At 74.4% G+C, this 26,374-nt stretch carries 25 protein-coding genes and 1 pseudogene; 11 read left to right on the top strand and 15 right to left on the bottom strand.

The window, feature by feature from the left end:
* Nucleotides 1-8: 8 nt before the first annotated feature.
* Complete coding sequence (gene polX, locus ACIQOW_RS18130) at nt 9-1,739, bottom strand: DNA polymerase/3'-5' exonuclease PolX (protein WP_401085768.1); 1,731 nt, start codon at nt 1,737-1,739, stop codon at nt 9-11.
* A gap of 66 nt (nt 1,740-1,805) precedes the next feature.
* A complete protein-coding gene (locus tag ACIQOW_RS18125) occupies nt 1,806-2,546 on the bottom strand; it encodes a hypothetical protein (RefSeq protein WP_401085765.1) in 741 nt (246 codons plus the stop codon).
* Nucleotides 2,547-2,838: 292 nt separating this feature from the next.
* On the opposite strand from ACIQOW_RS18125, the gene ACIQOW_RS18120 reads away from it, so the two are divergent.
* Both ACIQOW_RS18120 and ACIQOW_RS18115 read left to right on the top strand, forming a co-directional pair.
* Nucleotides 2,839-3,459: a helix-turn-helix transcriptional regulator gene (locus ACIQOW_RS18120; RefSeq protein ID WP_188301096.1), complete on the top strand. Its 621-nt coding sequence runs from the start codon at nt 2,839-2,841 to the stop codon at nt 3,457-3,459.
* Nucleotides 3,456-4,796 carry an MFS transporter gene (locus ACIQOW_RS18115; protein ID WP_401085762.1) on the top strand — a complete coding sequence of 447 codons (1,341 nt, stop codon included), beginning with the start codon at nt 3,456-3,458 and terminating at the stop codon, nt 4,794-4,796. Before ACIQOW_RS18120 ends, ACIQOW_RS18115 begins: the two co-directional genes overlap by 4 nt.
* A 27-nt stretch (nt 4,797-4,823) precedes the next feature.
* Here ACIQOW_RS18115 and ACIQOW_RS18110 read toward each other — a convergent pair whose 3' ends face one another.
* Both ACIQOW_RS18110 and ACIQOW_RS18105 read right to left on the bottom strand, forming a co-directional pair.
* A complete protein-coding gene (locus tag ACIQOW_RS18110) occupies nt 4,824-5,507 on the bottom strand; it encodes a DUF6629 family protein (RefSeq protein ID WP_401085759.1) in 684 nt (227 codons plus the stop codon).
* A 213-nt stretch (nt 5,508-5,720) separates the two neighbouring features.
* Nucleotides 5,721-6,560, bottom strand: a pseudogene (locus tag ACIQOW_RS18105) (DMT family transporter); the annotation flags it as partial.
* Nucleotides 6,561-6,828: 268 nt separating this feature from the next.
* Between ACIQOW_RS18105 and ACIQOW_RS18100 the strand changes: the two are divergent.
* The gene (locus tag ACIQOW_RS18100) at nt 6,829-7,092 is read left to right on the top strand and encodes a dsRBD fold-containing protein (RefSeq protein ID WP_188301093.1); all 264 of its coding nucleotides are present in this window, start codon (nt 6,829-6,831) and stop codon (nt 7,090-7,092) included.
* Between the two features lie 571 nt (nt 7,093-7,663).
* On the opposite strand, the gene ACIQOW_RS18095 is transcribed toward ACIQOW_RS18100, so the two are convergent.
* Nucleotides 7,664-8,545 carry an alpha/beta fold hydrolase gene (locus tag ACIQOW_RS18095; RefSeq protein WP_401085756.1) on the bottom strand — a complete coding sequence of 294 codons (882 nt, stop codon included), beginning with the start codon at nt 8,543-8,545 and terminating at the stop codon, nt 7,664-7,666.
* Nucleotides 8,546-8,699: 154 nt separating this feature from the next.
* Here ACIQOW_RS18095 and ACIQOW_RS18090 point away from each other — a divergent pair, with 154 nt between their 5' ends.
* The gene (locus tag ACIQOW_RS18090; RefSeq protein ID WP_401085898.1) at nt 8,700-9,134 is read left to right on the top strand and encodes a MarR family winged helix-turn-helix transcriptional regulator; all 435 of its coding nucleotides are present in this window, start codon (nt 8,700-8,702) and stop codon (nt 9,132-9,134) included.
* A 72-nt stretch (nt 9,135-9,206) separates the two neighbouring features.
* On the opposite strand, the gene ACIQOW_RS18085 is transcribed toward ACIQOW_RS18090, so the two are convergent.
* The gene (locus tag ACIQOW_RS18085) at nt 9,207-10,133 is read right to left on the bottom strand and encodes an AEC family transporter (RefSeq protein WP_401085753.1); all 927 of its coding nucleotides are present in this window, start codon (nt 10,131-10,133) and stop codon (nt 9,207-9,209) included.
* Nucleotides 10,134-10,339: 206 nt separating this feature from the next.
* Here ACIQOW_RS18085 and ACIQOW_RS18080 point away from each other — a divergent pair, with 206 nt between their 5' ends.
* Nucleotides 10,340-10,798 carry an HD domain-containing protein gene (locus ACIQOW_RS18080; RefSeq protein WP_401085751.1) on the top strand — a complete coding sequence of 153 codons (459 nt, stop codon included), beginning with the start codon at nt 10,340-10,342 and terminating at the stop codon, nt 10,796-10,798.
* 200 nt (nt 10,799-10,998) lie between these two features.
* On the opposite strand, the gene ACIQOW_RS18075 is transcribed toward ACIQOW_RS18080, so the two are convergent.
* Nucleotides 10,999-11,373, bottom strand: coding sequence for a transglycosylase SLT domain-containing protein (locus ACIQOW_RS18075; RefSeq protein WP_223245427.1), 375 nt, complete (start codon nt 11,371-11,373; stop codon nt 10,999-11,001).
* Nucleotides 11,374-11,925: 552 nt separating this feature from the next.
* Nucleotides 11,926-13,431 (bottom strand): carboxyl transferase domain-containing protein, encoded by a 1,506-nt coding sequence (locus tag ACIQOW_RS18070; protein ID WP_401085747.1) that lies wholly within the window; start codon nt 13,429-13,431, stop codon nt 11,926-11,928.
* A gap of 295 nt (nt 13,432-13,726) precedes the next feature.
* On the opposite strand from ACIQOW_RS18070, the gene ACIQOW_RS18065 reads away from it, so the two are divergent.
* Both ACIQOW_RS18065 and ACIQOW_RS18060 read left to right on the top strand, forming a co-directional pair.
* Nucleotides 13,727-14,428, top strand: a complete 702-nt coding sequence (locus ACIQOW_RS18065) for a TetR/AcrR family transcriptional regulator (RefSeq protein WP_401085744.1) — start codon at nt 13,727-13,729, stop codon at nt 14,426-14,428.
* A gap of 140 nt (nt 14,429-14,568) precedes the next feature.
* The gene (locus tag ACIQOW_RS18060; RefSeq protein ID WP_401085741.1) at nt 14,569-15,096 is read left to right on the top strand and encodes a universal stress protein; all 528 of its coding nucleotides are present in this window, start codon (nt 14,569-14,571) and stop codon (nt 15,094-15,096) included.
* A gap of 296 nt (nt 15,097-15,392) precedes the next feature.
* On the opposite strand, the gene ACIQOW_RS18055 is transcribed toward ACIQOW_RS18060, so the two are convergent.
* Entirely contained in the window at nt 15,393-16,199 is an 807-nt protein-coding gene (locus ACIQOW_RS18055; protein ID WP_188301086.1) for an IclR family transcriptional regulator, read from the bottom strand.
* Nucleotides 16,200-16,525: 326 nt separating this feature from the next.
* Between ACIQOW_RS18055 and ACIQOW_RS18050 the strand changes: the two genes are divergently transcribed.
* The 3 genes from ACIQOW_RS18050 to ACIQOW_RS18040 all read left to right on the top strand — a co-directional run bounded on the left by ACIQOW_RS18050 (nt 16,526) and on the right by ACIQOW_RS18040 (nt 19,894).
* Nucleotides 16,526-17,836: an extracellular solute-binding protein gene (locus ACIQOW_RS18050; protein ID WP_188301085.1), complete on the top strand. Its 1,311-nt coding sequence runs from the start codon at nt 16,526-16,528 to the stop codon at nt 17,834-17,836.
* Between the two features lie 196 nt (nt 17,837-18,032).
* Nucleotides 18,033-19,010, top strand: a complete 978-nt coding sequence (locus ACIQOW_RS18045) for a carbohydrate ABC transporter permease (RefSeq protein ID WP_188301084.1) — start codon at nt 18,033-18,035, stop codon at nt 19,008-19,010.
* Entirely contained in the window at nt 19,007-19,894 is an 888-nt protein-coding gene (locus ACIQOW_RS18040) for a carbohydrate ABC transporter permease (protein ID WP_401085736.1), read from the top strand. Before ACIQOW_RS18045 ends, ACIQOW_RS18040 begins: the two co-directional genes overlap by 4 nt.
* Before the next feature lie 121 nt (nt 19,895-20,015).
* On the opposite strand, the gene ACIQOW_RS18035 is transcribed toward ACIQOW_RS18040, so the two are convergent.
* Nucleotides 20,016-20,810: a VOC family protein gene (locus ACIQOW_RS18035; protein WP_401085733.1), complete on the bottom strand. Its 795-nt coding sequence runs from the start codon at nt 20,808-20,810 to the stop codon at nt 20,016-20,018.
* A gap of 108 nt (nt 20,811-20,918) precedes the next feature.
* Nucleotides 20,919-21,560, bottom strand: a complete 642-nt coding sequence (locus tag ACIQOW_RS18030) for an alpha-ketoglutarate-dependent dioxygenase AlkB (protein ID WP_401085730.1) — start codon at nt 21,558-21,560, stop codon at nt 20,919-20,921.
* Here ACIQOW_RS18030 and ACIQOW_RS18025 point away from each other — a divergent pair.
* Nucleotides 21,502-22,005 carry a universal stress protein gene (locus ACIQOW_RS18025; protein WP_401085727.1) on the top strand — a complete coding sequence of 168 codons (504 nt, stop codon included), beginning with the start codon at nt 21,502-21,504 and terminating at the stop codon, nt 22,003-22,005. The genes ACIQOW_RS18030 and ACIQOW_RS18025 overlap by 59 nt on opposite strands.
* Nucleotides 22,006-22,012: 7 nt before the next feature.
* Here ACIQOW_RS18025 and ACIQOW_RS18020 read toward each other — a convergent pair whose 3' ends face one another.
* The 4 genes from ACIQOW_RS18020 to ACIQOW_RS18005 all read right to left on the bottom strand — a co-directional run bounded on the left by ACIQOW_RS18020 (nt 22,013) and on the right by ACIQOW_RS18005 (nt 26,371).
* The gene (locus tag ACIQOW_RS18020) at nt 22,013-23,632 is read right to left on the bottom strand and encodes an amidohydrolase (protein ID WP_401085725.1); all 1,620 of its coding nucleotides are present in this window, start codon (nt 23,630-23,632) and stop codon (nt 22,013-22,015) included.
* Nucleotides 23,629-24,471: a PaaX family transcriptional regulator C-terminal domain-containing protein gene (locus ACIQOW_RS18015; RefSeq protein WP_401085722.1), complete on the bottom strand. Its 843-nt coding sequence runs from the start codon at nt 24,469-24,471 to the stop codon at nt 23,629-23,631. The genes ACIQOW_RS18020 and ACIQOW_RS18015 overlap by 4 nt, the downstream gene beginning before the upstream one ends.
* Before the next feature lie 136 nt (nt 24,472-24,607).
* Entirely contained in the window at nt 24,608-25,360 is a 753-nt protein-coding gene (locus ACIQOW_RS18010; RefSeq protein ID WP_401085719.1) for an Asp/Glu racemase, read from the bottom strand.
* Nucleotides 25,361-25,468: 108 nt separating this feature from the next.
* Nucleotides 25,469-26,371 carry a fumarylacetoacetate hydrolase family protein gene (locus tag ACIQOW_RS18005; protein ID WP_401085715.1) on the bottom strand — a complete coding sequence of 301 codons (903 nt, stop codon included), beginning with the start codon at nt 26,369-26,371 and terminating at the stop codon, nt 25,469-25,471.
* Nucleotides 26,372-26,374: the final 3 nt, after the last annotated feature.

The raw sequence follows: 26,374 nt of genomic DNA, 5'->3' as shown, positions 1-26,374 counted from the left end.
GTGCGGCGCTACTTCGGCACCGCGTCCTTGCGGAGGAAGTGCTTCAGCCTCTGCCAGGTCCAGGTGTTGACCACGTCCTCGGCGGTGAGCCAGCCGCGCTGCGCCGTGCCGATGCCGAAGCGCGGGTAGGCGAGCTGGCCGGTGGCGTGCGCGTCGCTGTCGACAGCGAAGCGCACGCCGTGCCGCCGGGCCCGCAGGACGTCCTCGTCGCGCAGGTCGAGCCGCTGCGGGGAGCTGTTGATCTCGATCGCGGTGCCGGTGCGCGCGGCGGCCTCGAACACCGCGTCCAGGTCGACGTCGATCGGCTCGCGGCGGCCGATCCTGCGGGTGGTGAGGTGGCCGATGACGTGCACGTACGGGTTCTCGCAGGCGCGGATCAGCCGGCGGGTCTGGGCGGCCCGGTCCAGGGCGAAGTGCGAGTGCACGGAGGCCACGCAGACGTCGAAGCCGGCCAGGAAAGCGGGCGGCCAGTCCACCCCGCCGTCCGGGCCGATGTTCAGTTCGGTGCCGTGCAGCAGCCGCAACTTCTTGTGCCGGTCGGCGAGTTGCCGCAGCTGCTCGCGCTGGGCGAGCATCTTCTCGTCCGTCATCCGCTGCATCACCAGGTCCGGGGCGTGGTCGGTGACGGCGAAGTAGGAGTAGCCGCGGGCGGCGGCGGTGTCGGTCATCTCCTCCAGGGTGGCCAGCCCGTCGGTCAGGTCGGTGTGGGTGTGCAGGTCGCCGCGCAGGTCGGACTCCCGGACCAGGTCGGGGAGCTCGCCGTCCAGTGCGGCCTCGACCTCGCCCCGGTCCTCGCGCAGCGGCGGCGCGATCCACGGCAGGCCGAGCGCCGCGTACACCTCCTCCTCGGTCTCCGAGACCACTTTGGCGCCGCCGTCCACCTCGAACAGCCCGTACTCCGAGAGCTTCAGCCCGGCCCGGACGGCCATCGTGCGTAGCTTGATGTTGTGCGCCTTCGAGCCGGTGAAGTAGACCAGCGCCGCTCCCCAGTCCTCCTCCGGGAGGACCCGCAGATCCACCTGTACGCCCTCGGTGGTACGGATCGAGGTCTTGGTGCTCCCACTCCCGATCACCTCGGCGACGTACGGGAGTTCGGTGAGGGCGGCCATCAGTGGGGCGGAGTCCTCGGCGGTCGCGAGTACGTCGATGTCGCCCACCGTCTCGCGCATCCGGCGCAGCGAGCCCGCGTACGCGCAGCGGGTGCAGCCGGGGATGGCGGAGAGCGCGGCGACCAGCTGCTCGGCCAGCTCGGTGGCGGTGTCCAGCAGGGTGCGGCCGCCGGACCGCCGCATCAGCTCGATGCCGTGCAGGATCTTCTCGCCGCTGCGCTCGCCGAAGCCCGGCAGGTCGGCGAGCCTCTCGGCGCGGGCGGCCGCGGCGAGTTCGTCCACCGAGGCGATCCCGAGGTCGCGGTACAGGGCGAGGGCGCGCTTGGGCCCGACGCTGGGCACGGCCATCATCTCCCGTACGCCGGACGGGATCTCGGCGCGCAGTGCCTCCAGGGCGGGGACCGTCCCGGTGGCGAGGTACTCGGCGACCTTCTCGGCGGTGGACCTGCCGACGCCGGGGATCCGCTGGAGGCCCTTGACGTCCAGACCGGCCAGGTCCTGCGGGTGCTCGCCGACCGCGCGGGCGGCCTTCTCGTAGGCGCGGGCCCGGAAGGCGTCCCCGCCGGTGATGCTGATCAGGTCGGCGTACTCCTGGAGCAGCTCCCTGACCTGGTCGTTGAGCCGGGGCATGGGGCAAGTCTAGGTTCGGCTGGGCCGGTCCGCCGGGTGTGCGGCGTGCGCCCGGGCGCTGTGCGGTCAGCCGGACGCGACGGTCAGCAGCAGGACCACGGTCAGCCCGCCGCCGGGGGTGGGCTCCACCGCGAGCCGGCCGCCCGCGGCCAGCACCAGGCTGTGCAGGGCCGGTCCCACCGGTCCGCCGGGCCGCGCGCCGGCGAGCAGCCACTCGCGCGCCTCGGGCAGCTCGTAGGCGCCCCGGTCGGAGATCCGGATCTCCACCCGGCCGCGGGTCGCCGCGGCCCGGGCGGGCGCCCGCAGCGCGGTCGCGCCGCCCGCCACGTCGGCCCGGACCAGCACCCGGCCGCCCAGCGGGCTGCGCCGGATCGCCTGGTCGACCAGCCCGGCCACGGCGGCCTCCAGCCGGCGGGCGTCCCCGGCCACCACCGGGAGCCCGGGTGTCATCCGGACCGTGACGGCCGCCGCCCGGCCGCCGCCGCGCACCACCCGGCGGACCACGTCGGCCACCTGGACGTGCCGGGCCGTCGGCTCGCAGCCGGCCTGCCGGCCGGTCCAGCGCAGCCGCTCCAGCTCGGTGCGGGTGAGCGCCCTGGGCGCCGCCATCACGCCGGGCGGGAACGGGCCGGGGCCCTGCTCGGCCCCGGCGGTCGCCGACGCGCCCGCGCGTCCCGGCCCGCCGCGGCGCCCCGTCCCGCCCGGGTGGCCGGTGCCGCCCGCGCCGGCGGTGCCGCCGAACGTGCCGAACGCGCCGAGCGCCCGGGCCCCCGATGCGACGTAGCCCCAGAGTCTCCGGCGTGCCATCGTCCTGCCCCTCGTGCTTCCCGGCGGCCGTCATCGGTTCCGCGGCCGACCGGGGCGGGCCGTTGTCCGGGCCCTCCCTGCCAGCCTGCGCCTAGGCCGTCCGGGTGACAATCCCGTTCCGGGACGCGGTCCGCCCACCGGCCCCCGCCGAGCGGCCGGGGGGCACCCGCCGTCCGGCGGGGCCGTGGGGCGGCGTCCTCCTCCTCGGCGCTCAACCGCAGCGGATCCTTCGCAAAGGCCTGTTCGCAGAAAACCCTTTGCAAAGAACCCTTTGCGGTTCTAGTCTCCTGCCATGACCGAAGAGCAGGGCTGGAAGCACGGCGACGACCAGCGCAGCATCGCCCTCACCGCCGAGAGCATGCGGGCGATGGCGCACCCGGTGCGGCTGCGGGTGGTGGGGATGCTGCGCAAGTACGGCCCCTCCACGGCGACCCGGCTCGCCGCGGAGCTGGGGCTCAACTCCGGCGCGACCAGCTACCACCTGCGCCAGCTCGCCGCCGCGGGCTTCGTGGAGGAGGACGAGGCACGGGGCAACGCCCGGGAGCGCTGGTGGCGTTCGGCCCACCGCGTCACGGTCTGGACGGTGGACGACATGGCCGACGACGAGCTGGGCGAGGCCGCCGGCTACCTGCGGTCCGTTCTGGCCGCGCACACCCTGGCGGCCGAGCGCTCGCTGGACGCCTTCGAGGCGCTGCCGCGCGACTGGCGCAAGGCCGTGAACCTGAGCGACCTGGTGCTCCAGCTGACGCCCGCCGAGGCCGAGCGGCTGTCCGGCGAGTTGAACGAGGTGATCAGGCGCTACCGCTGGGTGGGCGCCGAGGGGCCGGTCCCGGAGGGATCGGAGCAGGTATCCGTCGTCTTCCACGTCCTGCCGGACGTGCGTGGCGGCACCGACGAGGGGGGAACCACATGACCGGCGGCACGACCACCGCCACGAGAACCGCCGTCGACGGGCCGGGCCGCAGCTTCCGGCCGCTGGCCGGGGTGCTGACCGCCACGGCCGTCTCCGTGACCGGGACGCGCGTCTCGGCCATCGCCCTGCCCTGGTTCGTCCTGGCGACCACCGGCAGCGCCACCATGACCGGACTGGTCGCCTTCGCCGAGATGGCGCCGTACGTGGCGGTCAAGGCGCTGACCGGGCCGCTGGTGGACCGGCTCGGGCCGCGGGTGGTGTCCTGGACGACGGACGCGGTCAGCGCCGGCGCGGCCGGGCTGATCCCACTGCTGCACGCGCGTGGGCTGATGCCGTTCTGGGTGCTGCTGGTGATGGTCGCGGTGATCGGGGCGATGCGGGGCCCGGGGGACCTCGCCAAGTCCGTCATGGTCCCGGAGGCGGCCGACCACGCCCGGGTGCCGATGGAGCGCGCCACCGGCCTGTCGGGCGTCACCGAGCGGCTGGCCTCGACGATCGGCCCCGCGGTCGGCGGCGGCCTGGTCGCCCTGATGGGCCCGCTGGCGGGTGTGGCGGTCAACGCGGGCACCTTCGCGCTCGGGTCGCTGATCATCGCGGTCGCCCTGCCGCGCGGCATGGGGCGCTCGGCGGTGCCGGTCACGGACGCCGGTCCGGCCGAGCAGGAGCAGACCGCGGGCTACTGGCGGATGTTCCGCGAGGGCTTCACGTTCCTGCGGTCGGAGCCGCTGCTGCTCACCGTGATCGTGATGATCGGCATCACCAACCTGATCGACGCCGGATTCGTCAGCGTGCTCGTCCCGGTCTGGGCGCGGGAGTCGGGCAACGGCCCGGCCGGCATCGGCCTGACCGCCGCGGTCATGGGCGGCACCGCGGTCCTCGGCAGCCTGATCGCGGCGGCCGTCGCCTCCCGGCTGCCGCGTCGGACGGTCTTCTTCGCCGGCTTCCTGCTCTGCGGTGCGCCGCGCTTCCTGGTGCTCGCCCTGGGCGCGCCGATGTGGGTGGTGCTCACGGTCTTCGCGATCGGCGGCTTCGGCTCCGGCTTCCTCAATCCGATCCTCGGTGCGGTGCTCTTCGAGCGGGTGCCCCGCCACCTGCTCGGCCGCGTCCACGCCCTCAGCGGCTCCCTGTCCTGGGCCGGCATCCCGCTCGGCGGGCTCGCCGCCGGCGCCTCGATCGCCCTGGTCGGCCTGATACCCAGCCTGATCGCGGCCGGTGCCGTGTACTTCGCGACCACGACGCTGGCGGGGCTCCGGCCCGAGTGGCGCGAGATGGACCGCCTCAGGGGCGGCGCCTCCGGCGAGGCCGCCGTCGCGCCGGAAACGGCTCGCACCGCCTGAGCACCCAGGGCCGGTCAGCGGGTCCGGCTAGCGAGCCCGGTCGGTTGCGCGGTCGGTGCTCGGAGCGGCCTGGCCGGTCGGCCGGTGGCCGGCCCAGTGGAGCAGCAGCAGGCTGACGAGGGCTGCCAGGGCGCACCAGGTGGAGACGAAGGCGAGACGCCAGAGCAGGGCGCAGCCGACGGCGCCCGCGCCGGCGAGGACACCGAGACGGCGGAGCAGCCGGTCGCCGCTCAGCAGGAGGGAACCGACGGTGGCGAGGAGATAGCCGGTCAGGAGGAGGGCGGGGTGAGGGATGCCGATGGCGTAGCCGAGGGTGTGGCCGCGCGCGGTGGCCGTCACCGGGCGGGAGGCGACGGCCGCGGCCAGCGGAACGGCGACCACCGCGCCGAGCAGGGTGAGGCCGGCGGGCGCCCGTCGCCGCGGCTCGCGGGTCGCGCACCACACGGCGGCGGGGACGAGGACGGGCAGCAGCGGGAGGGCGATCACCGCCCAGGCGGTGCGGGCCGCTCCGGCGAGCCCGTCCGACAGTCCGCCGTCCGTGCCGAGCCAGACCAGCGCCTCGATCAGCTGGTGTACGCCCAGCACCAGGGGGAGCGCGGCGATCGGCAGGCGCTCGGGCCGTCCGGACCAGTGGGCGCGGACCAGGCAGGCCACCCCGACGCCCGCGACCAGCCCTCCGGCCACGGCGTCCGCCTGCGCGCTCCAGCACATGGGGGCCTAACCGGTGCTCCCGGGGCGGTCGTCCTCCTCGGACCCGCCCGTCGGCCTGTCGGCCGATTTGTCCGGCTCCTCCCGCCCATCCGGCTTGTCCGGCTCCTTCCGCCCGACAGGCTCGTCCATGGACCGTTTCTCCGGTGTGTCCGCCGGTTCCGGCCCGTCCTCCGGCGACGCCCCGATGGTCTCCAGGGTGTCCCGGACGGTTCCGGGAAGCGCCGGATGGCGGCCGATCACGATCACCCCGGTCACGATCGCCAGCAGCCCGACCGACTGCCAGGCCAGCGCGCCCGGGGTCACCCGCAGCCGGTCGCCGAGGAAGCCCACCGCGCAGGCGATCCCGGCCAGCGGCTGGGCGGCGGTCAGCGCCGGCAGGGACATCCGCAGCGGCGCGGCCTCGAAGGCGCTCTGCACCAGCAGCAGCCCGACCACGCCCGCCGCCACCACCGCGTACGGCTGCCAGCTGCGCAGCACCACGGCCAGGCCCTCGTGGTCGAGCCGCTGGGTGGTGGTCCTGGTGAGCGCGTCCTGGAGCCCGTAGAGCAGCCCGGCGGCGAGCGCCAGCAGGGTCGCCTCCTCGAACAGCGGCAGCCGCCGGGCCAGCGAGACCAGCAGCAGGACCAGCCCGACCACGGTGCCGACCACCAGCCAGTGCCGCAGCTCCCCGGCCGGTGGCCCGCCGCCCGTCGGACGCCCGGCCACGATGAAGACCGTCACCCCGAGGGCCAGCAGCAGGACCCCGGCCCAGCCGGACCGGCCCAGGGTCTGACGGGTCAGCACCCGGGCCAGCGCCATGGCGAAGATCAGATTGGTGGCCAGCAGCGGTTCGACCAGCGACACCTCGCCCTGGTTGAGCGCGAGCGCGGAGAGGATCAACCCGCAGACCATGAACCCGGTGCCGAGCAGCCACTGCGGCATCCGCATCAGGTCCAGCAGCAGCCGCCAGCGCAGCAGATCGGAGCGCGGGGCTTGCTGCGCCGCGTGCTGCTGGAGGACGAAGCCGAGCCCCAGGAAGCACGCCGCGCTGAGAGCGAGGAGGAAGACCGCCACGGAGGGACCACCAGGTTGTCGCTGTCCGCGCCGTGCCGACGGGTCCGAGGGTGGGTCGGCCGTCGCGGCCGCTCCCGTCAGCCTACCGCCGGGGCGATGGCCGGGCCGGTCGCACCACGCGCGCGTGGTGCGGCGACCGCGGGGCCTTCCGACAGCGCTTGCCGCCGACGGCGGGGCAGGCGCACGCTGGTGTGAGCGGCCGCCGCGGGTCACCGTCCGTGCCGGTCCGGACAGGCGGGCGACGGGGGCCGGCGCCAGGAGGTGTGGCATGCACAACCAGTGGGACGTGGAGCTGAGCTTCGAGGAAGACGGTGTGCACACGGCGTGCGAGGCCAGGCTGACCGGTGCGCGGGCGCCGGGCTTGAGCGCGCGCGGCGAGTCCGAGAAGAGCGCGGACGACCGTCCGCTCGCCAGGATCGGCGAGGAGGTCGCCGCCTCCCGGGCCCTGGAGGAGCTGTCCCGCAAGTTGCGGGTCCAGGCCACCGGGGAGATCGACGACGAAGGGCACCGCCCGGGCTACCTGATCTACTGAGTCCACCGACCGCCGACCGGGCGCGAGCACGTGTGCCGACCCGGTGGCGCGCTGCCTTGTCAGGGCAGGGAGTTCTGTCGTGCCAGGATTTCGCGGTGATGGAACCCGGTCGCGGGTCGATGTTGGGTGACTCCATCGCCGGAGCGTCGTCGCAGCCCCCGGCACCCGTCCAACGGCCTTGCCCGGAACGGTCGGTAGCCGATGCCGAACGCGAATCTGCGGTGGCGCGGCGTCAGGGAGCTTACGGCGAAGGGTGTATCCGGCAGGGGAGATGGGCGAGCGGCTCCAGCCGGTGCCCCCTGCGCGTACCGGCAGCGAGCCGGACCATGCCCTGGCGCTCGGCCGGCTGCGGATCCGGCGAGCGTGGCGCCCGCCCGCCCGGTGGGCGGGGACGTTTCAGCCGAGCCGCTGCCCGGGGCCTGGCGGTCAGACTCGGCAGCCAGGGCGTTCTGCGAGTCGGACCGTTTTGACCGCCCCCGGGTCGTGCGGCGGCCCGTGTGCTGGAAGTCGCACCGGCCGACTTCCGGTGGGGATGAAGTGGGGGTGGTTGTCGGGGTGGGTCAGGGACTGGTCAGGGACGGCGGGTGGGGGCCAGGAATTCGGTGAGGCGGGTGTTGACCGTGGGGGCGGCGGCCATGGGGAGGTTGTGGTGGGAGACGCCGGGGAGGACGGCGACGTCCGCCGCCGGGAGGATGCGGCGGGCGGTGGCGGCGACGCGGGCGGCTGAGTGGGGGCGGCTGTGGGCGGCGAGGAGGGTGAGGACGGGCGCGGTGAGGGTGCGGAGGCGTTCGGGGGAGGGGCGGGGGCCGGTGACGACGCGGGAGGCGGGGAAGCCGGCGTGGCCGAGGGCGTACAGCTCGCGCCAGTCGGGGTCGAGGCTGGGCGTGTCGCCGGTTTCCCAGTCGAGGTAGGCGCGGGCGCGGGCCGGGGTGCGCCGGGGGAGGAAGAGGGGGAGGGCGCGCAGCAGGTAGCCGGGACGGAAGCCGGCGAAGCACTGGGTGGGGTCGAGCAGGGCGAGCCGGCCGACCCGGGCGGGGGCGTGCAGGGCGTACTCCAGGGCGATCCAGCCGCCGTACGAGTGGCCGCAGAGGTCGGCCCGCGGGACGTCGAGCCGGTCGAGGACGGCGTCCAGCCAGCCGAGCAGGCCGGGCACGCCGTCGAGCGCGGCGCCGTCGTGGACGCTGCGGCCGGGGTCGCCGATGAGGTCGACGGCGAGGACGCGGTGTCCGGCCTCGGCCCAGGCGCCGGCGTTGGCGAACCACATGGTGGAGGTGGCGCCGCCGCCGTGCAGCAGGACGAGCGGGCGGCCGTCGGCGGGCCCACAGGCGTTGATCCGGGTGGTGCCGTGCGCGGTGCGGACGGTGAGCGCCTCGACCGGGACCGGCCAGCGGGCCAGCAGGGCGTCGTAGGCGGCGAGGAAGGGGGCGGGGGAGACGGTGGTGCGGGCGGACATCGAGGCCCCCGCGGATGTGGTGTGATGGCGTGCCGAATCAGCTGGACCACTCGCTGAACGAGTATCGCGTGGAACAAGTATCTCGCTGAGCGAGAGAATAGTGGCACATGCCTACCGGAGGAAGGACGACAGGGTGTCCGAGGTTGCGGAGCCGATGCGGCTGGTCCACCTGCTGCGTGGTCTGACGGTCGAACTCGACCTTTTCGGAGCCGGGTTCGCGGCCCGCAACGGTCTGCATCCGACCGACCTGCGGGCGCTGATCCACCTCCTGGACGCGGCCAGGGCCGGGGAGGTGGTCACCCCGGGCCGGCTCGGTGAGGCGTTGGGCCTGAACTCGGCGGGCACCACCGGTCTGGTGGACCGGCTGGAGCGGCTCGGGCTGATCCGCCGCGAGCGCGACCCGCAGGACCGGCGGCGGGTGCGGCTGCTGGTGGAGGAGCGGGCGGTGGAGCTGGGACAGGGGTTCTTCGGCGGGCTGATCGGTGATCTGGTCGCGGCGATGCGGCAGTTCGGACCCGGCGAGCTGGAGACGGCCCGGCGCTTCCTGGAGGCCATGTCCGAGGTGGTGGCGACCGCCAGGAAGGAGTGACCGCCTCGGAACGCCGGGCGGACACAGGGCTGACAGGGGAGGCGGACACGGGGCGGACGCGGTGGCGGTGGGCTACGCGGGCCCGAGGGTCCAGCTGATCACCGAGAGCGTCGCCATCGACACCAGCGTCGACCAGAGCACCGCGTCCCTGGCCAGGGCGGCGCCCTGCCGGTACTCGCGGGCGTAGGTGTAGACGTTCTGTGCGGTGGGCAGCGCGGAGAACAGCACCACGGTGAGCAGTTGGTGGGTGGGCAGGTGCAGCAGCGGTCCGGCCACGGCGAGTGCGACGAGCGGCTGGATCAGGGTCTTGAGCACGACGGTCAGCCCGACCTCGGTACGGTGCGGACGGCCGTCCGCCGGCGGGCGGTTGTGCAGCGAGATGCCGAGGGTTATCAGGGCGGTGGGGACCGCCGCGCCGCCGAGCAGCTCGAAGGAACGGTTCAGCTCGGCGGGCAGGTGCACGCCGGTCGCCGAGGCGGCGGCGCCGAGCGCGGTGGCCAGCAGGATCGGGTTGCGCACGGGCAGGGTGAGCAGTGCCCGGCGGCCGGCCGCGCCACCGTCCAGGACGGCCAGGACGGCCGGGGTGACCAGCAGGATCTGGAACAGCACCACGGGTGCCACGAAGGAGGCGTCGCCGAGGACCTGCATGGTCACCGGGATGCCGAGGTTCGCCGAGTTGACGTACCCGGAGGCCATCGCGCCGATGGCCAGTTCGCCCGGCTTGCGGTGGAAGAACAGCCGCCCGGCGAGCAGCCCGAGGCCGATCGTGACGAGGGTGCCGGCCGCGAAGGCGAGCATCGAGGCGTTGGCGAACCGGTCCAGCGGGGTGCGGGCGATCATCAGGAACAGCGCGGCCGGCATCGCCACGTGGAAGACGAACCGGTTGAGCACCGTCTCGGCGTGGGGCCCGATCAGCCCGGTGCGGCCGACGACGTAGCCGACGCCGGTGAGTACCCAGATCGGCGCGAAGGCGGACAGCAGGGGGTGCAGGGCCGGCATGGTTCCTCGGATCGCTCGGGCGGATCAGCCTGGTGCGACGGGGGTCTCCCGTCGGGGGCGTCAACTCCCGGGCGCGGTAACCCCCGAAGCCGTGAACCCCCGGGGCAGTAAACCAGTGGCCGGAGACGGGATGATCAACGGGTCTGTCGCGAGCACGCCAGCCGGTACGGCCGCGGCGCTCCGCCGCCCGGGCATACGATGAGCCGATGGAGGACCAGTACCTGAGCCTGTCCGAGGTGGAGGCGATCGCCCGCCGGGCCCATCAGGGGCAGGTGGACAAGAACGGCCACCCGTACGGCGAGCACATCGCGGCGGTCGCCCACGGGACGGCGGCGCGCGGCGGCAGTGCGGCGCAGGTCGCGGCGGGGTGGCTGCACGACACCGTCGAGGACGACCGGCTGAGCCGGGAGTGGCTGGCCCGGGCCGCACTGCCGGAGGAGACCAAGGCGATCGTGGACGCGCTCACCCGGCGCCCGGACGAGCCAGTCGAGGAGTACACCGGGCGCATCCTGGGCACGCCGGGCGCGCTGCTGGTCAAGCGCGCGGACCTGGCGCACAACTCCGATCCGGTCCGCCTCGCCTCGCTGGACCCGGCGACCGCCGAGCGGCTGGTCGCCAAGTACGCGCGGATGCGCGAGCTGCTCGGGCTCACCGGCGAGCCGTAGCCGACAAGCTGTAACCGACGAGCTGTAACCGGCGAGCCGGGCCCGCGGAAGAACGACCACCGGAGAACCCCGAGAGGGCCCGGACCACGCGGGTCGCGCGGGTCCGGGCCCTCGGGCACCCCGGTGGTCCCTGTCCGACCCCCGGGGTGAGGGGGAGTGGTCAGGTGACGGGCTGAGGCTGGTGAGCCGACGGGGTCGGCTTAGTACCAGTGGTTGGACTGCCAGAAGGACCAGGCGGCGTTCGGGCTGCCGTAGCGGCTGTTCATGTAGTCCAGCGCCCACTTGATCTGGGTGGTCGGGTTGGTCTTCCAGTCCGCACCGGCCGAGGCCATCTTGGAGCCCGGCAGCGCCTGGGCCAGGCCGTACGCGCCCGAGCTCGGGTTGGTCGCGGTGACGTTCCAGCTCGACTCGTGGGCGATGATCTGGCTGAAGGCGGCCAGCTGGTTGGCCGGGACGATCTGGGCGGCGATGGCCTGCGGGGAGGCGGTGGCGGCGTTCGCGGTGGCGGGCAGGACACCCGCGCCCAGGGCGGTCAGACCGGCGGCACCGGCGAGAATCGCGGCGGAAGTACGCATGCGGAGCTTGAAAGCGGGCATGAAGAACAGGACCTCAATCAGGTTGGGCCGGGTCACTCCCCGCCCTGGACCACGGCCGGACAGGGGCCGGAAAGGTCGCGGGGCGTGACTCGGCGGTAAGCCGTTCACCGGCGGGACAGGTGCCGGTGCGGCTGACGACGAGAGCCATTGTTGGCAGACCGGATCGGCCGTCGCCAAGACCCCTTCGTTACGACCCGCGGTCGTACGGAAGGGCCTGCCGTGGATTCGAAGGGGCCGCCGTGCGGAGCCTGCCGACCGGCGTTGAGCTGCGCGAACGCGGGGGCCGCAGGGGCGGGTCCGGCGCCCCGCCGGTGTCTACTACCGTCCGTCGTGGTCGTTGATCACGTGTGAGCGCACTCACCGTCCTGGCCTCCGCCGACGTCACGCGCCGGTCCGGGCGCGGCACGTTGGGTACAGGCGATCAACCCCGTGCTGAGACCGGCGCCACACCGTCGCGGCGGCTGGGCGGCTGGGCGGCCGGTTGGTCGGGTGGCCGGTCGTGGTCGCGCGGGGGTCGGGCAGCGCCGGGGGTCAGCGGAGGTCGCCCAGCCGCCGGTGCCGGGCGGCCCTGGCCGCGAGCAGGTCCGCTCCGGCGGCCGACGCCAGGCCGCCGAGCGCCGTGCCGACGGCCTGCCCGAGCCGGGCGCAGAACGCCGCCGGCTCCTCGGCGGCGTCCGGCAGCTCCGGGACCACCTCGTCGACCAGGCCGACCTCGGCCAGGTGCCGCGCCCCGATCCCCTGGGAACGGGCCAGCTCGGCGGCGTGCGCACCGTCCCGGTGGACGATCGCCGAGGCGCCCTCCGGCGGCAGCGGCGCCAGCCAGGCGTGCTCGGCGGCGATCACCCGGTCGGCCGGGAGCAGGGCGAGCGCCCCGCCGCCCGAGCCCTGGCCGAGCAGCACCGCCAGGACGGGCGTGCGCAGCGCGAGCAGGGTGGTCAGGCAGTGCGCGATCTCCACCGCGATGCCCTCCAGCTCGGCCTGGGCGGACAGCTCGGCGCCGGCCGTGTCCACCACGGTGACCAGCGGCAGTCCGAGCTGCTCGGCCAGGCGCGCGGTGCGCCGTACGGCCCGCAGGTCGGCGGCGGTGAAGGGGCGCTCGTGCTCGGGGGTCCGCCGCTGCTGGCCGACCACCAGGACGGGGTGCCCGCCGAGCACGGCCAGTGCCCGGACCAGCGCCCCGCCGCGCCCGCCGGGGGCGTCCAGCAGCACCAGCTCCTCGGCGGTGTGCCGCAGCAGCTCGCGGGTGCCGGGGCGGTCGGGTCGCCGGGTGCGGAGGACGGAGTCCCAGGCGTCGGGGCGCCCTGGGGCGGCCTTGGTGTCCGTGCGGGGGGCCGTAGGAGGGGAGGGCGGGGTGGTGCCGAGGACGGCGAGCGTGCGGCGGAGCAGCTCGCGCAGCTCCTGCGGCGGCACCACGGCGTCCACCAGTCCCCGGGCGGCGAGCGTCTCGGCCCGCTGGACGTCCGGCGGCAGCTCCACACCGCGCAGTTCCTCGTACACGCGCGGGCCGAGGAAGCCGAGCCGGGCGCCGGGCTCGGCGAACACCAGCTGGCCGAGTGTGCCCCAGGAGGCGAAGACCCCGCCCATGGTGGGGTTGCGCAGGTAGCTGAGGTAGGGGAGGCCGGCCGCGCGGTGCGCCTGGACGGCGGCGGTGATCCGCAGCATGCAGAGGAAGGCCGCCGAGCCCTCCTGCATCCGCGTGCCGCCGGAGACCGGCAGGGCGAGCAGCGGCAGCCGCTCGGCGGTGGCGCGCTCGACGGCGCGGGTGATCCGCTCCGCGGTGGCGACGCCGATCGAGCCGCCGAGGAAGCCGAACTCGGAGGCGACCAGGGCGACCGGCCGGCCGTCGATCAGGCCGAGGCCGGTGAGGACGGCCTCGTCCAGGCCGGTCCGTTCGCGGGCCCGGTCGAGCGAGGCGCGGTAGCCGGGGTCGGCGGGCGGGCCGGCCGGCGGCTCGTCCCAGCCGTGGAAGCCGTCCGGATCGACCAGCAGCCCGATCAGCTGGTGGGCCGTCAGTGCCGTGCCCGCGCCCGTACCCATGCCCACCCCGTCGGAGATCGTTCCGGCCTGCCGTGATCCGTCACTCTATGCGGCGCGATCCGGGTGCGGCGAGCGCCGGGGCGGGCGCTGGGGCGGGCACGGGGGCGGGCGGCCGGGACGGGCCGACGGGACCGCTCCGGCAGGAGCGCGGCGGTGACCCGGCACGTTTCCCCGCCGAGGTCGCGGCCGTCCACGATCCGGCCATCTCGCCTGTGCGGCAGGACAGTTGGGAGCCATCGAAGGCCGGGGCGGCGGCGTCGAGTGGATCCGTCCGGCACTTGCTAGGGTCGGAGGCATGGCACCACCGAGCAGCGCCAACCCCCCGGGGCGGCTCCGGCGAGACGCGCAGCGCAACCGCGACCTGCTGCTCGCCGCCGCCCGCGACATGTTCTCCCGGCACGGCCTGGACGTGCCGCTGGACCAGATCGCCAAGGAGGCCGGCGTCGGCAACGCCACCCTCTACCGGCACTTCCCGACCCGCGAGGCGCTGATCGGCGAGGTGTTCGCGGACGCCGGGGCCGGTCTGGCCGCCGCGGGCGAGGAAGCACTCGCCGCCGAGGACGCCTGGAACGGCCTCGAACGGTACTTCGGGCGGATCTTCGAGCTGGTCGCCGCCGACCGGGGCATCAACGACCTGGTCACCCAGGCCATCCCGGTCATCCCCGGCATGACCGAGATCAGCCGGCAGCACGCCACCACGGTCGGCACCCTGATCGCCCGCGCCCAGGAGCAGGGCAGCATGCGCCGCGACGTGGTCACCATGGACCTGCTGTTCCTGCTCGGCCCGCTCTGCCGTGCGCTGCCCGCCGCCACCGAGCTGCGCCCCGACCTCTGGCGCCGCTACCTCGCCCTGCTGCTCGACGGCTTCCGCACCCGGGCCGCCCACCCGCTGCCGGTCCCGCCGGTCGGGGAGGAGCACCTGGACCGGATGTTCGCGGACCTCTGGGAAGCGGACGTACCGGAGCAGCCTGGGACGGTCGGGCCGCCGGAGGCCTGAGCATGCTCCGCCCGCGCCGCATCAGGGACGCGTACGGAACGCCCGGCCCCGCGTCAGAGCCGCGTCAAGGAGGCGAAGCCGCACCGGTACCCGCCGCTTTGCTGGGAGGCGGACCGGGCGAAGCGACGAGGGACGGGGCCATGACGGACAGTGGTGGTGCGGACGAGGGCCGGATCGTGGTCGGCGTCAGCGGCTCGCTCGGCAGCCTCGCGGCGCTGCACCACGGGGTGGCCGAGGCCCGCCGGACGGACGCCGAGGTGCTCGCGGTGCTCTGCTGGACGCCGCCGGGCGACGAACTCGGGTACCGCCGCACCCCCTGCCCGCCGGTGATCGACGCCGGTCGCGACGCCGCCGTGGCCCGGCTGCGGAAGGCCCTCGACGAGGCCTTCGCCGGTCGCTACGCGGGCGTCCGGCTGCGCTGCCAGGCGGTACGCGGCGACACCGGCCACACGCTGGTGCGGTGCGCCGACCGGCCCGGAGACCTGCTCGTCCTCGGCTCGGGCCGGGAACGCGGCCGCCTCGCCCGGCTGGTGCACCCCTCGGTCACCGCGTACTGCGTCCGCCACGCGTCCTGCCCGGTCCTGGCCGTTCCGCACCCGCCGTTGCAGCGCGACCTGGAGGCGCTGGAGCGCGGCCAGGGACCGGGGGTGCCGGTCGCGGGGAACTGAGGCCGGGGAGGCCGGGGAGGCCGGGGAGACAGGGGAGACAGGGGAGGCCCGGTGACCACGGGGAATGCGGGGTTTCCCTCCGATTCGGTGAACGATCACCTGGCTGATACTGTTCGTCTCGTCGCGAGGGAGTGATTCCTCGTCAGGCGTCAGCGGTGCTACCAGAGCACGTCCTACTTTCAGTAGGAAGAGTCCGTGCGATCCGGGCCTGGCGCTCCATGGTCGGACGGGGTCCGGCGCCATCGAAACGGCGCCGGGCCCCGTTCGCGTGTCCGGACGCGGGACAGCGCCGGCGCTCAGGACGGCTGGCGGTCGGAGCCCAGTTCGCGGGAGATCCGCAGGCCGACCTGAGCGACCACCGGGCCGAGGGCGCGGACCCTGGCGGCGGTCATCCGCGAGGTGAGACCGGAGACGGACAGGGCGGCCGTCACCTCGCCGGTGTGGTCGAAGATCGGGGCGGCGACGCAGCGCACCTCGGGTTCGTTCTCGCGGTCGTCGATCGAGTAGCCGCGGGCGCGGATGCGGGCCAGGTCGGCGCGCAGCCGGGGTTCGTCGGAGATGGTCCAGGCGGTCACCGGGCGCAGGCCGGCCGTGACCACCTCGCCGACGGCCTCCTCGGGCAGCCAGGCGAGGATCGCCTTTCCGGTGGCGGTGCAGTAGGCGGGAGCCCGGCTGCCGACCCGCGAGGCCATCCGGACGTTGGTCTCGTCCTCGACCTTGTCCAGGTAGACGATCCCGGGGGCCTGCCAGACGGTCAGGTGGACGGTCTCGCCCGCCTCGCGCTGGAGCCGGCGCAGGTGCTCGGCGGCGACGCTGCGCAGGTCGAGGGTGGTCAGGTAGGCCTGGCCGAGCCGCAGCGAGCCGTGGCCCAGCCGGAACCAGCCGGTCTCGCGGTCCCGGTCGAGCAGGTGCTCGTCCAGCAGGGGGCCGGCCAGCCGCAGCACGGTGCTCTTGTTGAGGCCGAGTCCGTCGGCGAGCTGGGCGAGCGGGACGCCGCGCCCGTCGCTGTGGTCGCGGACGTAGCCGAGGACGGCGAGCGCGCGGCGCAGCGAGGAGGACTGGTTGCGTTCGGTCGCGGGTTTCTTGGGCGCCGTCTCCGTCATGGGTCCGTTCCCTGATCTTGTTCTGCCGGTGTTCCCCCGCGGGTTGGCGGCGGTTGTCAGAACGTACCCGTTCGCGACCTGATCGCCGTATCTTCGATACAACGTTGTGCAGTGCAAAACTTTGGTCAACCCCCTCTTGTTGGGGCGGATCGCCCCCGCCTAACGTCCCTGCCATCGAGCAGGCGACGTCGCCCCACCCGAGCGCTGCGCCCTGCCGTACCCCCACCACTTCACCCACCATCGGCCCCGGTCAGGGCCTGCTTCGACGCGCCCGCCCCCCGCGGTGCGAGTCTCGGCGGCAGCTGTCGGGAGGGGAGGTCTCCACCATGCGAAACTTCGGACGGACCGCCGCAGCCGTCGTGCTCGCCGCCGGCTGCCTGGCCGCCACCGCCTGTGCCCCCGGCACCGCCTCACCGGCGAGCGGCAAGGCCACCGACGAGCGGACCGGCACCATGCAGGTCTGGCTCTACAACGAGGCGGGCAACGCGGCCAAGGAGGCCGTGATCACCAAGGCCGTGACCGAGTTCCAGGCCTCCCACCAGGGCGTCACGGTCAACATCAGCTACATCGACACCGACGCCTCGGCCCGCGCGGCCAAGATGAAGGGCGCCTTCAACGACCCGAACAGCGCCCCCGACCTGGTCGAGTTCGGCAACACCGACCTGCCCGGCTACGTCGCCGCCGGCGGCCTCGCCGACATCACCGCCGAGCTGGACGGGTGGAAGGACAAGGGCGACCTCGACCCGGCGATCGCCAAGACCGCCGTCGTGGACGGCAAGACCTACGGCGTGCCCTGGTGGGTCGGCGTGCGCGCGCTGTACTACCGCACCGACCTGTTCACCGAGGCCGGCCTCACCCCGCCGACCTCGTACGCCGAGCTGGTCACCGCCACCCAGAAGATCCACGCCGCGCACCCGGACACCTTCGGCATCGCCGTCGGCGGCAAGTACACCTTCGGCGCGCTGCCCCTCATCTGGGACGCGGGCGGCGACATCGCCACCGCGGACGGCGGCAAGTACAAGGCGGCGATCGACTCGCCCGCCTCGCAGGCCGGGATCAAGCGCTACACCGACCTGTTCGGCCCGGACGGGTGCCCCGCCCAGCAGTGCGCTGACCTGACCGGCGGCAAGATCATCGACCTGTTCGCGGCCGGCAAGACGTCGATGGCGGTGATGCTCAACTCCGCCCGCAGCAAGGTGGACGCGGGTCCGGTCAAGGGCCAGTACGGCGTGGTGCCGTTCCCCGGCGAGAAGCCGGGGTCGATCGCCCCGTCCTTCGCCGGCGGCAACAACCTGGGCGTCATGAAGGCGGCCAAGCACCGCACGCTGGCCGTCGAGTTCGCCGAGCTGCTGGCGAGCCCCGCGTACCAGGAGCAGATGTACGACGCGATGGGCAACCTGCCGACGCTCAAGTCCGTCAGCGGCAAGGTCGCGGCCAAGGACGCCTTCCTGAAGCCGTTCACCGACACCATCGCGGCCGGTACCAAGTTCGTCCCGCTCGACCAGGCGTGGGCGCAGATCGACGCGCAGTCGGTGCTCCCGACCATGTTCCAGCAGGTCGTCACCGGCAAGGCGGACGTCGCCAAGGCCTCGGCCGACGCCGCCGCGCAGATCAACTCGGCCTTCGCCGCGCACTGACGGCCGTCCGCCGGCGGCGGCGTGCCACGAGCCACCGCGCCACAGGGCCCTCGGCGCCGAGACCTTCCGCGCCGCGCCCTGCGCCCCGAGGCTCCGCGCAAGGGCCGCGCCGCCGCCGCCGGCACCGCACCCGCCGGCCACCGGCCGCGTACGGGCGGTCCCACTCCCGGCTCGTCTCAGAGAACAGGTCCCGCACGTGTCCGTATCCACCTCGACCGCCCCGGCGCCGCCTTCCCCGCACAGGCGCCGTGGGGGAAGGGCGCCGGCCGCACCCCCGGGCGGCCGGCGCCGCCGGCCCCCGCTGCTGCTGCTCCTGCCGGCCGCGGTCATCCTGATCCCGCTGGTCGCCTACCCGGTCTACCAGCTCGGCCTGCTGTCCGTCCTGGACTTCGGACAGGCCCAGGCCTCGGGCGGCGTCCCGACCTCCTTCGTCGGCTTCGGCAACTACACGAAGATCCTGGAGGACCGGCAGTTCTGGACGGTCCTGTTCCAGACCATCGGCTTCGCCGCGTTCTGCGTGGTGGCCACCCTGGCGGTCGGCGCCACCCTCGCGGTGCTGCTCACCAAGGTCGGCCGGTGGCCGCGGCTGGTGCTGACCACCGCCGCGATGGCGGCCTGGGCGGCGCCCGCGATGACCGGTTCCACGGTGTGGAGCTTCCTGTTCGACACCAACCTGGGTCTGGTCAACCACACCCTGGAGGGGCTCGGGCTCTCCGGCTTCCACGAGTTCAACTGGTTCTACGACAAGTGGACGGCGTTCCTGATCGTCGGCGCCGTGGTCGTGTGGCACTCCTTCCCGTTCGTGATGGTCACCCTCTACGCGGGCATCCGGGCCATCCCGGAGGAGATCATGGAGGCCGCCGCCCTGGACGGCGCCAACACCTGGACCACCTTCCGCCGGATCACCGCGCCGATGCTGCGCCCGATCCTGACCATCGTGGTGATCCAGTCGGTGATCTGGGACTTCAAGGTCTTCACCCAGATCTACGTGATGACCGAGGGCGGCGGCATCGCCGGCCAGAACCTCGTGCTCAACGTGTACGCGTACCAGAAGGCGTTCGCCTCCTCGCAGTACGGGCTGGGCGCGGCGATCGGTGTGATCATGCTGCTGATCCTGGTGATCCCGACGGTCCTGTACATCCGCACCCTGCGACGGACGGGGAACGAACTGTGAGCACGGCGAACCCCCCGGCCCCCGTGAGGGCGGCCCGGAACACCCGCGGCCGGTGGCGCCTGGCCGCCAACACCAGCGCGATCGTGCTGGCCGTGGTCACGGCCTTCCCGATCTTCTGGATGGTGCTCTCGGCCTTCAAGCCCAAGGGCGAGATCCAGTCGCTCGACCCGAAGCCGTGGACCGCCCACCCCACGCTGGAGAGCTTCCGCCAGGTGCTCAGCGTGGACGGCTTCGGCCGGTACTTCGTGAACAGCCTGGTGATCGCGCTGTCGGTGGTGGTTCTGTCGGCGATCGTGGTCTTCCTGGCGGCGGTGGCCGTGACCAGGTTCAGGTTCAGGTTCCGCACCACCATCATGGTGATGTTCCTGATCGCCCAGATGATCCCGGTCGAGGCGCTGACCATCCCGCTGTTCTTCATGTTCCGCGACGCCGGGCAGGTCGCCCCGGGGATCGGACTGAACACCCTGGCCTCGCTGATCCTGGTGCAGCTGGCGTTCTCGCTGCCGTTCGGGATCTGGATGATGCGCGGCTTCGTCGCGGCCGTCCCGGTCTCGATCGAGGAGGCGGCGCAGATCGACGGGGCCAGCCGGACCCGCATCCTGTGGCGGATCCTGCTGCCGCTGGTGGCGCCCGGCCTCGCGGCGACCAGCGTGTTCTCCTTCATCGCGGCGTGGAACGACTTCGTCTTCGCCAAGACCTTCATCATCAGCGCCACCGACAACCAGACGCTGCCCTCGGCGCTGCTGGTGTTCTTCAAGCCGGACGAGAACGACTGGGGCGGCATCATGGCGGCGTCCACGCTGATGACCGTGCCGGTGCTGATCTTCTTCATCGCGGTGCAGCGCAAGCTGGTCTCCGGGCTGGCCGGCGCGGTGAAGGACTGACCTCGGACGGTCAGGAGTACTCGGGAGTCCCGCGGCCGGCCGGGGACTCCCGCAGTCGTCCGGGGCCCGGCGGGCTACCGGCTCACCGGCCCACCGGCTCAGGGCCTTCGGCCGTCGCGGCTCAGGCCGCCGCCGCGGAACCGCGGGCCGGGACGGCGACCAGCACGAACTCCGCGCCGGCGTCGTCCCTGACCAGCGCGGTACGGCCGAACGGCGTCGGCACGGGCCCGCCGAGCACCCTGCCGCCGAGGGCGCGCAGCCGGGCCGCCGTCCGGTCGGTGTCCTCGGTCGCGAAGTGGGCCAGCCAGCGGGCGCCGTCGCCGGGGCCGCCCGGGCCGATGCTGCACGCGGGCAGGCCGGCGACCCTGGCGAGGGCGTGGCCGGCCCGGGGCCGGTCGTAGGTGTAGCCGAAGACCCTGCGGTAGAAGGCGCGGGCGGCCCCGGGGTCGGGGGAGAGGTGCTCGTTCCAGGCGAGCGCGCCCGGCTCGTCGACCAGTCCGGCGCCGTCGACGGTGCCCGCCTGCCAGAGCCCGAAGCGGGCGCCGAGCGGGTCGACCGCGAGCGCGGCGCGGCCCAGTTCCGGCACCTCGTACGGCTCGCGGAGGGACCGGCCGCCGGCGGCCCGGACGGTGGCGACGGTGCGCGGCGGGTCGGGGCAGGCGAGGAAGGTGGTCCAGACGGCGGACGGGCCGGACCGGGCGGACACGGCGGACGGGCCGGACGGTTCGACCGGCCGGGCCGGTTCGACGGCCGCGACCTGGACGCCGTACCGGGTGGCGACCGTCCCGGCGGGGCCGGTCGGGACGAACTCCCAGTCGAACAGCGCGCCGTAGAAGCGCTGCGCCCGGGCGGGGTCCGGCGTGGTGAGCACGACCCAGCACGGGACGCCGACGTGGTAGGTGCCCGGCTTCGGCATGCGTCCCTCCTGGCGGGCCGGGTGCCCGGCGGCCGCCGTCCGGTGCCCGGTTGCCACCGGCCCCGTCTGCCAGCCTCCGCGTCCGGCGGGTGCGCGGCAAGCGGGGGGTCAGGACACGCCGTGCGGCCGGAACTGGACGCTGATCCGCGGGCCCACCGGGCGGGCCGTCTTGGGGATCGCGTGCTCCCAGGTGCGCTGGCAGGAGCCGCCCATCACCACCAGGTCGCCGTGGCCGAGCGGATGGCGGACGACCGCCGTGCCGCCGGACCGGGGCCGCAGCGCCAGGGTGCGCGGCTCGCCGACGGAGAGGATCGCCACCATGGTGTCCTCGCGGGCGCCGCGCCCGATCCGGTCGCCGTGCCAGGCCACGCTGTCCCGGCCGTCCCGGTAGTAGCAGAGGCCGAGGGTGCGGAACGGCTCGCCCAGTTCCTGCGCGTAGTGCCGGCTCAGCGCCGCCCTGGCCCGGCCGAGCACCGGGTGCGGCGGCTCGGCCCGCGCCGGGTAGGAGGCCAGCAGGCGCGGGACGTCCACCGTGCGCTCGTACATCTCGCGGCGCTCGGCCCGCCAGGGCACGGTGCCGGCCAGCTGTTCGAACAGCTCGTCCGCCCCGTGCAGCCAGCCGGGGAGCAGGTCCAGCCAGGCGCCGTCGCCGAGCTGCTGCCGCCGCAGGCCGTCGAGCGGGCCGAGGCGGATGCCGCTGCGGTCGGCGTCGTCGAACAGCGAGGGCTGGAGGTGGACGGTGCCGTGCATGGGGTCAAGCGTACGCCCTTGTTCGAACATATGCTCGAATCGAAAGCATGGGCTGCGGGTATGGCGATGGACGGCTTCGGGGCTGCCGAGTTCCAGTCGGCCCCCAGAGTATGGATATCTCGCCGAGGCGCGGATGGAGCGTGCGCTGGACGAGGCCTTCGGCGGCCTGCCGATCGGCGTGCCGGTGCGGCCGCTGGTCCTGCGCGGGGAGGCGGCCAAGGTGCTGCCCGGGCTCGCCGACCGCCCCGGCGACCTGCTGGTGGTCGGCACCGGCGAGCAGGGCGGCCTCCGGTCCGCGCTGCGCCGGCTGCTGCGCCGCTCGGTCACCCGGCACTGCCTGCACCGGGCCCGCTGCGGGGTGCTCGCCGTCCCGCCGTCCACGCTGCACCAGGACCTGTGGGCGCTGCACCGCGGCATCGACCTGCGGGAACTCGCAGCTGCCTGACGACTCGTCAACTCAGGTGGGTGGTACGGCCGTCGACCACCGTTCGGGTGGGCAGCAGCTCGCGCAGCGCGTCCACCGGGCAGTCCAGCGGATCGCGCGGCCACACCGTGAGATCGGCGAACGATCCCGGCCGCAGGCTGCCGCGCACGGCGCTCTCGCCGGTCAGCCGGGCCGCGTTCACGGTGTGCAGCGCGATCGCCTCGGCCCGGCCGATCGCGTGCTCGGGCCCGACCACCCCGGCCGTGGTGCCCCGGGTGGTCATGCCCCACACCGACACCATCGCGCCGTACGGGCCGACCGGGAAGTCCGAGCCGCCGGTGATCAGCGCGCCCTCGTCCAGCCACTCGCGCAGCGGGAAGAGCGCGGCGGTGCGCTCCTCGCCCCAGGCCCGCTGCTGGGTCAGCGCGCCGTCGTGCAGCAGCGGGTGCTGCACCGTCACCGGGATGCCGAGGGCGACCGCCCTGGCCCGCTGCTCCGGGCGGGCCAGGCCGCCGTGCTCGACCACCAGCGTGCCGGGCGGCAGGCCGGGGCGGCGCTCCAGCACCTGCTCGAAGACGTCCAGCAGCACCCGCAGGCCCCGGTCGCCCCAGGCGTGCACACCGACCCGCCAGCCGCGTTCCACCACCCGGTCCACCGCCGCGAGCAGCTCGGCCGGCTCCCAGAGCAGCCGGCCGTGGTAGCACGGCTGCCCCTGGTACGGCTCCTCCACCGCGCCCGCCTCGAAGCCGCCGTCGATGCCGAACTTGACGCCCCAGAGCCGCAGTCGGTCGTCGTCCCGGCCGTCGGCGCGCCAGTCGTCCATCCGGTCGAGCAGGGCGTCCACCTGCTCGGGGGTGCGGGCGGCGAAACCGGAGACCAGGGCCCTGACCCGGACGGCGAGGGCGCCCCCGGCCCGGGCGGCGTCCAGCACGTCGAGGTCCTCGACCGGGACCAGGCAGTCGCGGACGGTGCCGATCCCGGTCGCGGCGTAGCCGGCGGAGGCGGCGCGCAGGCCCTCGATCCGCTCGGCGAGGGTCGGGCGCGGCAGCACCCGCTCGACCAGCTCCACCGCCCGGTTGACCAGCCGGCCGGTGAGCCGCCCGTGCCCGTCGCGTTCGATCACGCCGCCGGGCGGCGCCTCGGTGGCCGCGGTGATCCCGGCCAGCCGCAGCGCGGCCGAGTTGAGCACCATGTTGTACGCGCCGCGGCGCACCAGCACCGGGTGCTCGGCCGTCGCGTCGTCCAACTCCCCTGTCGTGGGCATCCGTTGCTCGGTCAGCAGCACCTCCTGCCAGTTGACCGTGGTGTGGATCCACTGCCCGGCGGGGGTGCGGGCGGCGCGCTCGCGGATCAGGCCGAGGAACCCGGGCAGGTCGCGGGCCCGGTGGACGGGCACGCCGTGGACGCTGTGCCCGGCCAGGACCAGGTGGGTGTGGGTGTCGTCGAAGGCGGGCAGCATCGTCGAGTCCGGGGCGTCCACCACCTCGGTGGCGGGGCCGATCAGGGCGTCCAGCCCGTCGGGTGCGGCGGCGAGGGCGGCGATCCGGCCGCCGGTGACGGCCACCGCCCGGCGGGGCGGCTCGCCGGGCACCAGGGTGTGCACGGCGGCGGCGCGGATCAGCAGGTCGGCGGGGGCGGGGTCGGTCATCGCGGCTCCAGGATGCGGGAGAGCCCGGTGACCTTCTCGACGTACCGCAGGCTGGGCTCGGCGAGCAGTGCGTGCAACTCGGTGAACACCGCGCGGGCCGGCACCGCGTTCCAGTCGGCGGGCAGCAGTGGTGCGGGCAGCCCCGGGTCCAGGTACGGCAGCCGGCGCCACCGGGTGAGCATCGGCACGTAGTCGCGGAAGGCCTCGGCCGGGTCGACCGGGGAGCCGCCGCGCAGCTCCTCGGCGGCCGGGCGCCAGGCGTCGGCGAAGGCCGCGTACTGCGCCTCGATCGCGGGGAGGTCCCACCAACCCGCCACCGCGGTGGGGAGATCGGCGAATCCGGCGTACTCGGCGGAGAGGAACAGGTGGACGTAGGCGCTCAGCCCGAGCCGGTCCAGCGTCCGGCGGGCGTCCGGCAGCATCCGGGCGGGTGCCAGCCAGACCCCGGGGGCGGCGTTGCCGAAGCCGAGCCAGCTCAGCCGGGAGCGCAGCTGGTGGCGGTGGGCGCGGGCGGACTCGGGCACCGAGAAGACCGCCACCACCCAGCCGTCGGCGAGCCGGGCGGGCTCCAGGCTGTGGAAGATCCGCCGGTCGCCCTCCTCGAAGACCGGATCCATCGCGGGAGCCAGCCGGTAGCCCGTGCCCGCGCGGCGCTCCTGGAGCAGGGTGCCGGCCTTCTTCAGCCGGGACGTCGCCGAGCGGACGGCCTGGCCGTCGACGTCCAGTTCGGCCAGCAGGGCGATCAGGTCGGCGATGGATATCCAGCCGCCGAGCCGACGGACGAACTCGCCGTAGACGGTGTGGATCAGGGAACTCGGCCGGGGTGTGCTCTCCGACACGCGTGAAGCCTCCTCCCCGAAGGTTGCTGGCGATCATAGCGGCGGCCCCGGTGCCGCGTGTAGGTGGTGCTGCGGGCGGGCTGACCCGGATGGCGGTCGGGCCCGGATGGCGGTCGGGCCCGGGCTGAGGTCGGGCCTACGCGTACGCGCCGGAGAGCAGGTGCCCGGCCCCGGGCGCGAAGGCGGGCAGGCCGAGGGCCCGCAGGAGCTGGTGGGTGGTGCAGACGGCGGTCGAGACCACCGGTTTGCCCAGCTGCTGCTCGGCCTCCTCGACGGCGGACAGCGAGGGCAGTTGCACACAGGCCGAGAGCACCACCGCGTCCGCGTCCGCGTGGGCGAGGGCGCGGGCGATCGCGGGCAGTCGGGCCGGGTCGTGGGCGGCCACGTCCAGGTTGTCGGCGATCTCCAGGGCGGCGTGGTCGAGCACCTCGATGCCCTCGGCGGCGAGGTAGTCGACCACCGTCCGGGCCAGCGGCCGCAGGTACGGGGTGACCATGGCGATCTTCCCGGCCCCGAGTTCGTGCAGCCCGGCGACCAGGGCGCCGGCGCTGGTGACCACGGGCGCGGGGGCGCCGTTGTCGACGGTGCGCAGGTGCAGCCGCCGCTCGGCCTCGCGGTGGTACCCGGGCCCCGTGGCCATCACGGCGACCAGGCAGGCGTAGCCGATCACGTCCATCCTGGCGTCCGAGAGCTCGACGGCGCAGCGGTCGGACTCGCCGTCCATGGCGCGCAGTTGCTCGGGGGTGACCCTGGTCATCCGCATCCGGCTGGAGTGGAAGGTGAACCGCTCGGGGGCGACCGCCTCGCGGGCGCGCAGCAGGGCGGGGACCTCGGTCTCCATGGTGACGTTGGAACTCGGGACGATCTGGCCGATCCGGTAGGTGGTCATCGGACGGACGGTCCTTTCACGGGGTCTGGACGAGCCCCGGACGTTGTCCCGGGCGGGGCCGGGCGGGGCCGGGCGGGGCCGGGCGGGTCCGGGCAGGCCCTGGACGGGTCAGCGGGCGTCGATCACGGGGTTGGCGAGCGTGCCGATCCGTTCGATGGTGGCCTCGACGAGGTCGCCGGGCCGGAGGAACTGCGGGGGCACCATCCCGGCGCCGACGCCCGAGGGGGAGCCGGTGGAGATCACGTCGCCCGGTTCCAGGGTGACCCCGGAGGAGATGTCGGCGATCAGCCGGGCGACGCCGAACAGCATGTGCCGGGTGTTGGAGTCCTGCCGCGTCTCGCCGTTGACCTTCAGCGAGAGGTCGAGCCGCTGCGGGTCGGGGATCTCGTCGGCGGTGACCACGACCGGCCCGAAGGGCGCGTAGCTGTCCTGGCCCTTGGAGAAGAACCACTGCCCGGAACGCCGCTGGTCGCGGGCGCTGATGTCGTTGACGATGCTGTAGCCGAACACGTGCCGCAGCGCGTCGGCCTCGGCCACCCGGAAGGCGGGTGCGCCGATCACCACGGCGAGTTCGCACTCCCAGTCGAGCTGCTCGGTGAGGTCGGCGTTGTGCAGGACGGGCGCGCCCGGTCCGGTGACGGCGGTCGATGGCTTGCCGAACAGCACGGGGCGGTCGGGAAGTTCGCGTTCGGTGTCCAGGGTGCGGTGTGACTCGGCCACGTGCTCCACGTAGTTGAGGCCGACGCCGACGATCTTGCCGGGGCGCAGCGGCGCGCAGAGCGACACCTCGGCGAGCGGCCTGGTGGCGGGGGTGCCGGCGAGCAGTTCGCGGGCGGTGGCCAGGGCCGGCTCCCCGGCGCGGATCAACCCGAGGAGGTCCGGCGGCAGTTGGGTGCCCGCGGCGGTGGCGAGGGCGGTCAGGTCGGCGACCCGGTCGCCGTCGATCCTGGCGCCGAGGCGCGGGGCCGCGGTGCCGGTGCCGTCGTCGGCGCGGTAGGTCAGCAGGTGCATGGC

The sequence above is a fragment of the Kitasatospora sp. NPDC091335 genome (genome assembly GCF_044757205.1).
Lineage (GTDB): Bacteria > Actinomycetota > Actinomycetes > Streptomycetales > Streptomycetaceae > Kitasatospora.
The sequence above is the reverse complement of the archived record's forward strand: the minus strand, read 5'-3'. Positions and strand labels throughout refer to the sequence as shown.

What these genes read in the sequence shown, in the direction of transcription:
- polX (WP_401085768.1), bottom strand. Translation starts at nt 1,739, where the DNA reads ATGCCCCGGCTCAACGACCAGGTCAGGGAGCTGCTCCAGGAGTACGCC.
- ACIQOW_RS18125 (WP_401085765.1), bottom strand. Translation starts at nt 2,546, where the DNA reads ATGGCACGCCGGAGACTCTGGGGCTACGTCGCATCGGGGGCCCGGGCG.
- ACIQOW_RS18120 (WP_188301096.1), top strand. Translation starts at nt 2,839, where the DNA reads ATGACCGAAGAGCAGGGCTGGAAGCACGGCGACGACCAGCGCAGCATC.
- ACIQOW_RS18115 (WP_401085762.1), top strand. Translation starts at nt 3,456, where the DNA reads ATGACCGGCGGCACGACCACCGCCACGAGAACCGCCGTCGACGGGCCG.
- ACIQOW_RS18110 (WP_401085759.1), bottom strand. Translation starts at nt 5,507, where the DNA reads ATGTGCTGGAGCGCGCAGGCGGACGCCGTGGCCGGAGGGCTGGTCGCG.
- ACIQOW_RS18100 (WP_188301093.1), top strand. Translation starts at nt 6,829, where the DNA reads ATGCACAACCAGTGGGACGTGGAGCTGAGCTTCGAGGAAGACGGTGTG.
- ACIQOW_RS18095 (WP_401085756.1), bottom strand. Translation starts at nt 8,545, where the DNA reads ATGTCCGCCCGCACCACCGTCTCCCCCGCCCCCTTCCTCGCCGCCTAC.
- ACIQOW_RS18090 (WP_401085898.1), top strand. Translation starts at nt 8,700, where the DNA reads ATGCGGCTGGTCCACCTGCTGCGTGGTCTGACGGTCGAACTCGACCTT.
- ACIQOW_RS18085 (WP_401085753.1), bottom strand. Translation starts at nt 10,133, where the DNA reads ATGCCGGCCCTGCACCCCCTGCTGTCCGCCTTCGCGCCGATCTGGGTA.
- ACIQOW_RS18080 (WP_401085751.1), top strand. Translation starts at nt 10,340, where the DNA reads ATGGAGGACCAGTACCTGAGCCTGTCCGAGGTGGAGGCGATCGCCCGC.
- ACIQOW_RS18075 (WP_223245427.1), bottom strand. Translation starts at nt 11,373, where the DNA reads ATGCGTACTTCCGCCGCGATTCTCGCCGGTGCCGCCGGTCTGACCGCC.
- ACIQOW_RS18070 (WP_401085747.1), bottom strand. Translation starts at nt 13,431, where the DNA reads ATGGGTACGGGCGCGGGCACGGCACTGACGGCCCACCAGCTGATCGGG.
- ACIQOW_RS18065 (WP_401085744.1), top strand. Translation starts at nt 13,727, where the DNA reads ATGGCACCACCGAGCAGCGCCAACCCCCCGGGGCGGCTCCGGCGAGAC.
- ACIQOW_RS18060 (WP_401085741.1), top strand. Translation starts at nt 14,569, where the DNA reads ATGACGGACAGTGGTGGTGCGGACGAGGGCCGGATCGTGGTCGGCGTC.
- ACIQOW_RS18055 (WP_188301086.1), bottom strand. Translation starts at nt 16,199, where the DNA reads ATGACGGAGACGGCGCCCAAGAAACCCGCGACCGAACGCAACCAGTCC.
- ACIQOW_RS18050 (WP_188301085.1), top strand. Translation starts at nt 16,526, where the DNA reads ATGCGAAACTTCGGACGGACCGCCGCAGCCGTCGTGCTCGCCGCCGGC.
- ACIQOW_RS18035 (WP_401085733.1), bottom strand. Translation starts at nt 20,810, where the DNA reads ATGCCGAAGCCGGGCACCTACCACGTCGGCGTCCCGTGCTGGGTCGTG.
- ACIQOW_RS18025 (WP_401085727.1), top strand. Translation starts at nt 21,502, where the DNA reads ATGCCGCTGCGGTCGGCGTCGTCGAACAGCGAGGGCTGGAGGTGGACG.
- ACIQOW_RS18030 (WP_401085730.1), bottom strand. Translation starts at nt 21,560, where the DNA reads ATGCACGGCACCGTCCACCTCCAGCCCTCGCTGTTCGACGACGCCGAC.
- ACIQOW_RS18020 (WP_401085725.1), bottom strand. Translation starts at nt 23,632, where the DNA reads ATGACCGACCCCGCCCCCGCCGACCTGCTGATCCGCGCCGCCGCCGTG.
- ACIQOW_RS18010 (WP_401085719.1), bottom strand. Translation starts at nt 25,360, where the DNA reads ATGACCACCTACCGGATCGGCCAGATCGTCCCGAGTTCCAACGTCACC.
- ACIQOW_RS18005 (WP_401085715.1), bottom strand. Translation starts at nt 26,371, where the DNA reads ATGCACCTGCTGACCTACCGCGCCGACGACGGCACCGGCACCGCGGCC.